Raw genomic sequence first — 8832 nt, forward strand, 5'->3', positions numbered from 1 at the left:
CCGACATCTACACCCTCTACATCGTCCGCAGCCGCAGCTCTGTCCAAGAGACAGAATCTAGTATGCCGTCTCGCTTCGTCCAACTCCCCTCTTCCGCTTCTGCCATAATGAGTGGCTGTTGCCAGAAACGGCACGCTGCGCTCATACAGGCAGGCGCAAACGAGGGACCGACATGCCTGCCCAAAGCAATCTCAAGCCGGTGCTGACCGCTGCCGACGTCAACGCGCTGATGGCGACCGTTTTCCCGCAACTCAACGACCAGTTCACCTTCTATGAGGCGGTGGAGGTGTTTCCAGGCGGCTGCATCGTGCGGCTCAATGCCGACGAGCGCCATTTGCGCCCCGGCGGCACCGTGTCGGGCTCCTCGCTGTTCACGCTGGCCGACATAGGCGGCTATGTCTGCGTGCTCTCGCATGCCGGGCCGGATGCTCTTTCGGTCACCACCAGTCTCAACATCAATTTCGTCCGCAAGGCCGAGGCCGGGCCGATCGATGGCCATTGCCGCATCCTCAAGCTCGGCAGAAGCCTGATGGTATTCGATATCGACATCGTCGCCGGGCCGGAGGGACACACGGTAGCGCACGCGACGGGAACCTATTCGATCCCGCCGAAGCGGATTGGAGATGTGGTAAAATAATACCTTCTGCTCAAATCATTGTTTTTGCTTGATTTTACCCCAGAGCTAGCTTTTCATGCGCCTTGACGTAGTCGCCGCCCTCTCCTATAAGCCCTCACGGAACAGCGGCCCGCAAAGGCCGCCGTTTTGTTATTGGCGACGGGCAAGTGCCTTTCGCCAATCCAAGCAACAAGAAACGCCTTCTTTTGAAGGTCCGAACCGAAAGCAACAATCCATGGCAACCTTTTCGCAGAAGCCTGCGGATGTGGTGAAGAAGTGGGTGCTGATCGACGCCGAGGGTCTCGTCGTCGGCCGTCTCGCCACTGTCATCGCCAATCATCTTCGCGGCAAGCACAAGCCCACCTTCACTCCGCATGTCGACGACGGCGACAATGTCATCGTCATCAATGCCGACAAGGTGGTGTTCACCGGCAAGAAGTTCACCGACAAGGTCTATTACTGGCACACCGGCCACCCCGGCGGCGTCAAGGAACGCACCGCGCGCCAGCTGCTTGAGGGCCGTTTTCCCGAGCGTGTCGTCGAAAAGGCCGTCGAACGCATGATCCCGCGTGGCCCGCTCGGCCGTCGCCAGATGAAGAATCTCCGCGTCTATGCAGGCACGGAACATCCGCATGTCGCCCAGCAGCCCGTCACCCTCGACGTGGCCAAGCTGAACGCCAAGAACAAGAAGGTTTCGTAAGATGGCTGAGCTTTCCTCGCTCGCAGAACTCGGAACTGCCACCGGCAACACCAACACCCAGCCGGCAGCACCCGTCCATGTCCAGAAGCTCGACAAATCGGGCCGCGCCTACGCCACCGGCAAGCGCAAGAACGCCATCGCCCGCGTCTGGGTGAAGCCCGGCTCCGGCAAGATCGTCGTCAACGACAAGGTGTTCGCCGAATATTTCGCGCGTCCGGTGCTGCAGATGATCCTCAACCAGCCGATCATCGCCGCCAACCGCGCCGGCCAGTACGACATCGTTGCCACCGTCATTGGCGGCGGCCTTTCCGGCCAGGCCGGTGCCGTGCGCCACGGCATCTCCAAGGCGCTGACCTATTACGAGCCGGCGCTGCGCGCCGTGCTCAAGAAGGGCGGCTTCCTGACCCGCGACAGCCGCGTCGTCGAGCGCAAGAAGTACGGCAAGGCGAAAGCCCGCCGCTCCTTCCAGTTCTCCAAGCGTTAAGCGCAGCGCAGCTTTCAGAAGACGAAAAGGCCGCCTCCGGCGGCCTTTTCTATGAATGGCGGCACCAATCACCGGCGGCAGGCGCGGCTCGCTCGCATCGTGGCAGACTTCAGGCCTTGATGAAGTCAATGAACGCCCGCAACGGCGCCGGCACGAGGCGCCGGCCGGGATAGTAAAGGAACGGCCCGGAGAAGCTCTGCCACCAGGGCTCAAGCAGCGGTTCGAGCGCCCCGCTCTCGAAGTGAGGGCGTAGCCAATCCTCGAACAGACTGATGATGCCGGTGCCGGCGACGGCTGCATCGACTTTGAGGTCAGTCGCCCCGCCCAGGGTCACGAGAAGCGGCCCCGTCGGGTCGACCCGCACCACCTCGCCGTCGCGCTCGAATTCCCACGGCGGCATCGCACCGCTGGCAAAGCGGCCGCGCAGGCAGGCGTGGCCGAGCAGGTCGCTCGGGTGTTGCGGCCGGCCATGACGATCCAGGTAGGCAGGGCTGGCGGCGGTGGCGAAGCGCTGCACGCGCGGTCCGATCGGCACGGCGATCATGTCCTGCTCCAGCCGCTCGTCATAGCGGATGCCGGCGTCGCAGCCGGCCGCCAGCACATCGACAAAGCTCTCCTCGGCGACCACCTCCAGCCGGATGCCGGGATAGGCGGCAAGGAACCGCGGGACGATGCTGGGCAGGACCAGCCGCACCGCGCTGACCGGCACATTGAGGCGCAACGTACCTGCCGGCCTGTCGCGAAAGCCGTTCACCACGTCGAGGGCCGATTCCACCTCGGTCAAGGCAGGACCGAGCCGCGCCAGCAGGCCTTCGCCGGCTTCGGTCAGGACGACGCTGCGGGTCGTCCGGTTGAGCAGCCTGACACCGAGCTGCGTCTCGAGGCGGCGCACCGCCTCGCTCAAGCCGGACGCACTGCCGCCGCTGGCGCGTGCCGCATCGCGAAAGCCTTTGGCGCGCGCTACGGCCACGAAGGCGTTCAGATCCCCGAGATCAATCTGCATTGTTCGTCATTCCGCACAGCCCGTGCGAATTGTAGCCAATTATCATGAGATCGGACAGCGTCTATCTGTGCACCATCCCTGAAGGAGAAAGACCATGTCCAGCGTCGACCAGTCCGGCACATTCATCCTCGGCGACCGCAAAGTGAGACGGCTCGGCTACGGCGCCATGCAGCTCGCAGGGCCAGGCGTCTTCGGCCCACCAAAGGATCACGACGCGGCATTGGCCGTGCTGCGCGAAGCCGTTGCACAAGGCGTCAATCACATCGACACCAGCGATTTCTATGGCCCGCACGTCACCAACCTGTTGATCCGCGAAGCGCTCGCACCCTATCCCGGCGACCTCATGATCGTCACCAAGATCGGTGCCCGACGCGGCACGGATGGCTCATGGCTACCGGCCTTCTCGGCAGAAGAGCTGACACAGGCGGTGCACGACAATCTGCGCAATCTCGCGCTCGACGTGCTGGAAGTGGTCAACCTTCGGATCATGTTCGACGCACATGGCCCCGCCGAAGGATCGATCGAAGCGCCGCTGACGGCACTCGCCGAGCTTCAGCGACAAGGTTTGGTGCGTCACATCGGATTGAGCAACGTCACCGCTGCGCAAGTCGCGGAAGGTCGCAGGATTTGCAAGATCGTCTGCGTGCAGAACCAGTACAATCTGGCGCACCAAGGCGACGATGCCTTGATAGACAATCTGGCCCGCGATGGCATCGCCTATGTGCCGTTCTTCCCGCTCGGCGGGTTCAACCCGCTGCAGTCGTCGACCTTGTCCGAGGTCGCTGCGCGCCTCGACGCCACGCCCATGCAGGTCGCGCTCGCCTGGCTGCTTCGCCGCGCGCCCAACATTCTTCTGATTCCCGGCACGTCTTCCGTCGCACATCTGCGAGAAAACCTCGCCGCTGCCGACCTCGAACTGTCGGACGATGTCGTCAAGGAGCTGGATAGTGTGGCAATGGCGGCCTGCGGGTAGATTACCGAAGGCGGTGACGAGCCAATCTCCCCCAAGTGGGTTCCCTTGCGGAGGAGATGGCCGGCAGGACAGAAAGGGCGCCAAGGCGCGCGACCTTGCAGGCGGACAACCGAGGCGCTGAAGGATAGTCGCATTTTTCTGCCACAACGCCACATTTTGTTCTTGCTTTGTGCCGGCAGCTATGCTACTAATCTGGGTATGGTGCTGATTGGCGCCGACGACCCGCCCACCGTGGCGGGTTTCTGTTTCTGGGTTTCGAAAGTTGGCGCTGCCGGCCTGGGGTCGGCGGGACAGCGTCCTCCTCTGCCGCCGGGCATCTTCCCCACAAGAGGGAGACCGCAATTCTCGCCGCGCCGGTCTAATTGATGCTGGCCGTGTTGGCCGGCTCGGCCGGGCGCTTCTCACCGGCATAGGGCACGCGAAAACCGTTCGCCGCCAGCCAACCGATGGCGGCATTCGGTTCGTCGGTCTGGATGATAGTGGCGCCTCGCTCGACCCAGAAGCCATAAGTCTCGCGCGGCAGGCTGGCCGCGACCGCCAGCTCGTCGCCGCGGCCGCCAGCGAGGAAGCCGCCCGGCTTGTTGACGATGGCATAGGTGTCGGCCCAGATGTGCCAGTCGCCCCTCACGGCGATCGCGCGCATGCGCGGGCTGAACAGCGGGCCGCCGGTCTCGGTCAGTGTCTCGGCGCCGGCCCGCCAATTGATCAGTTCGATCGCCCGCACCGGGAACGCCCGGCTGACTTTTTCGGCAAACATCGCGTCGTGAACCGCATCGTCGGCAATGATCGGCATGAACTGGAAGCCGCCCTCGATCGCGTCCATGGCGGCCGCAACCGTGGCGATCCTCTCCGCATCCCACAGGTTCTCCTTGACGATCACCTGTTCGGCCATGCCGAGGTCGCGCGCGACCGCGACCATGCCGGTCAGGCTTTCGGTATCGAGCTTGTTGTCGAGATTGATGAGGATCTTGTCCCTGGTCGCCATCAACAGCTCGCGCAACGTCGAGACCGTCTCGCCCGTAACGGCGCCGGTGCCTTCGATCACCAACCGGCACGTCTTGAGTTCGGCCAATGTGTGCTTGTCGACCTCACCTTTGCAAGTCGTGGTGCGGTCGAGCCAACTGTCATGCATGACGACGAACTGTCCGTCCTTCGAGCGCCTGATATCGACCTCGACGATTTCGGCGCCCATTGCGATCGACGCCTCGATGGCGGCGATCGAATTTTCGGGATAGAGCGTCTTGCCGGCCTGCATGCCGCCGGCGCGGTGCGCGGCCACCATCACATGATCGCGCCATCGGTTGGCATGCTCGAAGCGGTCGAGTATCTGCCTGGCGCGCGTTTCGCCTGCCGACGCATAACCAAGTGGGACCGTCAGCGCGACGGAAAGCAGAAGGCTCAGCCAAGTCGTTCGCATGAGAATCGCTCCGTACCGGATCGACACCCGGTTAAGCGACGCTCGTGACACCCCGGTGAACGAAGCCGGCTTCGCAAACGCTGGAAAATTCAGATCAGCGCCGGCCGAAGCAGCCGTTGGCGGCTACTTTCGGTTGCTTGCCAGGCAATCTCCCGGCCAGCCATACGGAGCTCGCCTGGCAAGCAAGAATTTGTGACCGGGCTCGAATGGTCGTGGTTCTCCGAAGGAGTCGCAATTCTGAGAATTATGTCCAATAAGGTTGCGCGTCGACGCACAGGAGATCGCTTCATGCCGCCAAGAACCATCGATCACGCCTTCACCACCCGCTCCAGGACGGGTGCGTCGTTCGAGCCGACCTATGCCGGCGCGCTGTCGTTCATGCGGCGCAAATATTCGAAGGACGTGAAGGGCGCCGATGCGGTGGTGTGGGGCATTCCCTTCGACGCCGCGGTCACCAATCGGCCGGGCGCGCGTTTCGGACCGCAGGCGATCCGCCGCGCCTCGGCGATCCTCGACAACGACCCGCAATATCCGTTTTCGCGCGATCTGTTCGAACATCTCGCCGTGGTCGATTATGGCGATTGCCTGCTCGACAGCGGCAACCACCAGAAGACGCCCGGCACGATCGAGCGCGAGGCGGCAAAGATCCTGAAATCCGGCGCCTTCCTGCTATCGCTCGGCGGCGACCATTTCGTCACCTGGCCGCTGCTCAAGGCGCATGCCGCCATCCATGGGCCGCTGGCCCTGGTGCAGTTCGACGCACACCAGGACACCTGGCCCGACGACGGCAAGCGCATCGATCACGGCTCCTTCGTCGGCCGTGCGGTAAAGGAGGGCATCATCGACCCCGACCGCTCGATCCAGATCGGCATCCGCACCCATGCGCCCGACACTTTCGGCATCAAGATCCTGTATGGCCATGAAGTGGAGGAAATGCGGGCATCCGACATCGCCTACGCCATCGTCGACCGTACCGGCGGCAAGAAGACCTACGTCACCTTCGACATCGATTGCCTGGATCCGGCTTTTGCGCCCGGCACCGGAACGCCGGTCGCGGGAGGCCCGTCTTCGGCAAAGATCCTGTCGGTGCTGCGCCAGATCAACCAGGTCGATATCGTCGGCGCCGACGTCGTCGAGGTTGCGCCAGCCTATGATCACGCCGATATAACGGCAATTGCCGGCTCGATGGTGGCCATGCACTATCTCGGGCTGCTGGCCGAACGAAAGGCCCGGCTCGAGGAAATGAACCAGGGCAATTACAGCGTTGCCGGATTGAATCAGGCAAGCGGCATATAACTTTGAGATAACAGGAATTCAGGCAGGCAATGAAACCGAAAATCTTCATCGACGGCGAGCACGGCACCACCGGTCTGCAGATCAGGGCGCTGCTTGCCGAGCGCGGCGACCTGGAAATCATCTCCATCCCGACCGAGCGCCGCAAGGAAACGGCAGCGCGCGCCGAGTTCCTCAATGCCGCCGATGTCGCGATTCTCTGCCTACCGGACGCGGCCGCCAAGGAAAGCGTTTCGCTGATCGCCAATGACACCACCAAGGTGATCGACGCCTCGACGGCGCATCGCGTCGCCGAGGGCTGGGAATATGGTTTCGCCGAAATGGACAAGGATCAGGCGAAGAAGATCGCTTCGGCGAAGCGCGTCGCCAATCCGGGCTGCTGGCCGCAAGGACCCATCGCGACGCTGCGGCCGCTGGTTGCGGCGGGGCTGTTGCCGGCCGATTTTCCGGTCACCGTCAACGGCATTTCCGGCTATTCCGGCGGCGGCCGGCCGATGATCGAGGATTATGTCGCCAAGGGCGAGGATGCGCCGGAATTCCTGCCCTACGGGCTGACGCTGCAGCACAAGCACGTGCCGGAGCTCAGGACCTATGCCAAGCTTTCGCACGATCCGATCATGCAGCCGGCAGTCGGCAATTTCGCGCAAGGCATGATCACGGTGGTGCCGCTGCAACTCGGCGGCCTCGACCATGTGCCGACCGGCGCCGAGCTTCATGCAGCGATCGCCGATCATTTCGCTTCCATCGATGCCGGCGTGGTCGAGGTGGCGCCGTATCTGCATCAGGAACGCATGCCTGAGATCGATCCGGAGACCTATAACGGCACCAACCGGATGAAGCTCTACGTCTTTGCCAATGACGACAGGGCGCAGGCGCTGCTGCTTGCGGTCTACGACAATCTCGGCAAGGGCGCCTCGGGCGCTGCCGTGCAGAACATGGATTTGATGCTCGGCCTCTGAATGGATGCGCCGGCATTTCCAAAGCGCTGGAGGGTCGGCGCGCCCGAACTCATCGCCGAAACGTTCAGCGGCTGCATCTGGAAGGTTGTTCGCGAGGACAGCTCGCCGGCAATCGTCAAGGATCTAAAACCTTTCGACGATGTTGAGGACGAGTTGCGTGGCGAGCATTTCCTCGCCTGGCGACGCGGCAAAGGGGCAGTGCGGCTGCTCGGCCGCGATGGCCATCGCATGCTGCTGGAATATGCCGGCGAAACCTCGCTGTCACAGGTGATTGCGGATCAAGGCGACAATGCCGCCACCGCGATCGCGGCGGAGGTGATGGCAAGACTGTTCTCACCGTCGAAGCACCCTGCCCCGCCGGATCTCCAGCCGTTGCGTGCGCGGTTCTCCAGCCTGTTCAGAAAGGCGAAGGCCGACCGTGATGCCGGCAAAAGGAGCTTCTATCTCGAAGCCGCTGGGATCGCGGAACGGCTGCTGGCCAACCCGCGTGAGGTGCGGCCGCTGCATGGCGATCTGCATCACGACAACATCATGCGCGGTCCGCGCGGCTGGTTGGCGATCGACCCGAAGGGCGTTCTCGGCGACCCCGACTTCGACGCGGCCAACATGTTCTACAACCCACTCGACCGCGACGATCTCTGCCTTGATCCGCAGCGGATCGCTCACATGGCGCAAGTCTTTGCGGCGACGCTGCGCCAGTCACCGGCCACCATATTGGACCACGCCATCGCCTATGGCTGCCTGTCGGCTGCATGGCACCATGAAGATCGCAATGTGGTCGACGAAAACCGCGAACTGGCGATCGCCGCGGCGATTCGGACGGTGCGGTTCAGCCTCTGAGAGCAATCTCATGGGGCAGCGGATAAGCGCCCTTGGTGCCGCGCCAGTGCGCCGCGGCAAAGCCGAGCAGGACCAGCGCAATACCTTGGTGCGTCAGCGCCATGTGCAGCGGTACGTGCATCAATAGCGTGCCGATGCCGATCGACGCTTGGACCACCACAATCAGGAACAGCAGCGTCGCGCGGCGGGCATGTGTCGTTCCCGGCAAGCGCCGGCGTGTCGCGATCATGTGCCAGAGCGCGACCACAAAGATCGTGTAGGCGCCAAGCCGGTGAACGAACTGCACCGTCTTCGGGTTTTCGAAGAAATTGCGCCATGCCGGCTCTAGCAGAAGCAGGTCGCCGGGGACCAGTTTGCCGTCCATCAGCGGCCAGGTGTTGTAGCTCGAGCCGGCGTCGAGCCCTGCGACCAGCCCGCCGAGATAGATCTGAACCAGCGCCAGCAGCACCAGAAAGCCGGCCAGGCGTTGCGTCGAGCGGTCGGCGGCTGGTTCGGAGTGTGGGGCCAATCCACGCGCGACCACCATTGTCGCCGTGAAGATCAGCGC

Annotated in this window: 10 protein-coding genes; 7 read left to right on the plus strand and 3 right to left on the minus strand. The window is 63.2% G+C overall.

All coding sequences use genetic code 11. The features are described 5' to 3' along the window. The first annotated feature begins 172 nt into the window (after nucleotides 1–172). The 3 genes from NKJ94_RS36530 (at nucleotide 173) to rpsI (ending at nucleotide 1800) form a co-directional block, all read left to right on the plus strand. Nucleotides 173–637: a PaaI family thioesterase gene (locus NKJ94_RS36530; RefSeq protein ID WP_352532528.1), complete on the plus strand. Its 465-nt coding sequence runs from the start codon at nucleotides 173–175 to the stop codon at nucleotides 635–637. Between the two features lie 214 nt (nucleotides 638–851). Continuing rightward, on the plus strand, nucleotides 852–1316 hold the full coding sequence (gene rplM / locus NKJ94_RS36535; RefSeq protein WP_292654203.1) for a 50S ribosomal protein L13: 465 nt from the start codon (nucleotides 852–854) through the stop codon (nucleotides 1314–1316). Nucleotide 1317: 1 nt separating this feature from the next. Continuing rightward, on the plus strand, nucleotides 1318–1800 hold the full coding sequence (gene rpsI / locus NKJ94_RS36540) for a 30S ribosomal protein S9 (protein WP_023717316.1): 483 nt from the start codon (nucleotides 1318–1320) through the stop codon (nucleotides 1798–1800). Nucleotides 1801–1909: 109 nt separating this feature from the next. On the opposite strand, the gene NKJ94_RS36545 is transcribed toward rpsI, so the two are convergent. Then, the gene (locus NKJ94_RS36545) at nucleotides 1910–2803 is read right to left on the minus strand and encodes a LysR family transcriptional regulator (protein ID WP_352532530.1); all 894 of its coding nucleotides are present in this window, start codon (nucleotides 2801–2803) and stop codon (nucleotides 1910–1912) included. Nucleotides 2804–2897: 94 nt separating this feature from the next. Between NKJ94_RS36545 and NKJ94_RS36550 the strand changes: the two genes are divergently transcribed. Further along, nucleotides 2898–3776 (plus strand): aldo/keto reductase family oxidoreductase, encoded by an 879-nt coding sequence (locus NKJ94_RS36550; RefSeq protein ID WP_352532532.1) that lies wholly within the window; start codon nucleotides 2898–2900, stop codon nucleotides 3774–3776. A gap of 358 nt (nucleotides 3777–4134) precedes the next feature. Here the strand turns inward: NKJ94_RS36550 and NKJ94_RS36555 are convergent, their stop codons facing one another. Continuing rightward, nucleotides 4135–5193: a glycerophosphodiester phosphodiesterase family protein gene (locus NKJ94_RS36555; protein WP_352532534.1), complete on the minus strand. Its 1059-nt coding sequence runs from the start codon at nucleotides 5191–5193 to the stop codon at nucleotides 4135–4137. A gap of 288 nt (nucleotides 5194–5481) precedes the next feature. Between NKJ94_RS36555 and speB the strand changes: the two genes are divergently transcribed. From speB to NKJ94_RS36570, 3 genes are read left to right on the plus strand one after another with little or no spacing between them, the layout of a single operon-like run. Beyond that, nucleotides 5482–6489, plus strand: a complete 1008-nt coding sequence (speB, locus tag NKJ94_RS36560; protein ID WP_352532536.1) for an agmatinase — start codon at nucleotides 5482–5484, stop codon at nucleotides 6487–6489. 29 nt (nucleotides 6490–6518) lie between these two features. Further along, nucleotides 6519–7445, plus strand: coding sequence for an N-acetyl-gamma-glutamyl-phosphate reductase (gene argC, locus NKJ94_RS36565; RefSeq protein WP_352532538.1), 927 nt, complete (start codon nucleotides 6519–6521; stop codon nucleotides 7443–7445). Further along, the gene (locus tag NKJ94_RS36570) at nucleotides 7446–8285 is read left to right on the plus strand and encodes an aminoglycoside phosphotransferase family protein (protein WP_352532540.1); all 840 of its coding nucleotides are present in this window, start codon (nucleotides 7446–7448) and stop codon (nucleotides 8283–8285) included. Here the strand turns inward: NKJ94_RS36570 and NKJ94_RS36575 are convergent. After that, nucleotides 8275–8832: COX15/CtaA family protein (locus NKJ94_RS36575; protein ID WP_352532542.1), on the minus strand; the 558-nt coding region annotated here is incomplete at its 5' end. The genes NKJ94_RS36570 and NKJ94_RS36575 overlap by 11 nt on opposite strands.

Origin of the sequence: Mesorhizobium sp. M0060, from assembly GCF_040323155.1 — a bacterium.
GTDB lineage: Bacteria > Pseudomonadota > Alphaproteobacteria > Rhizobiales > Rhizobiaceae > Mesorhizobium.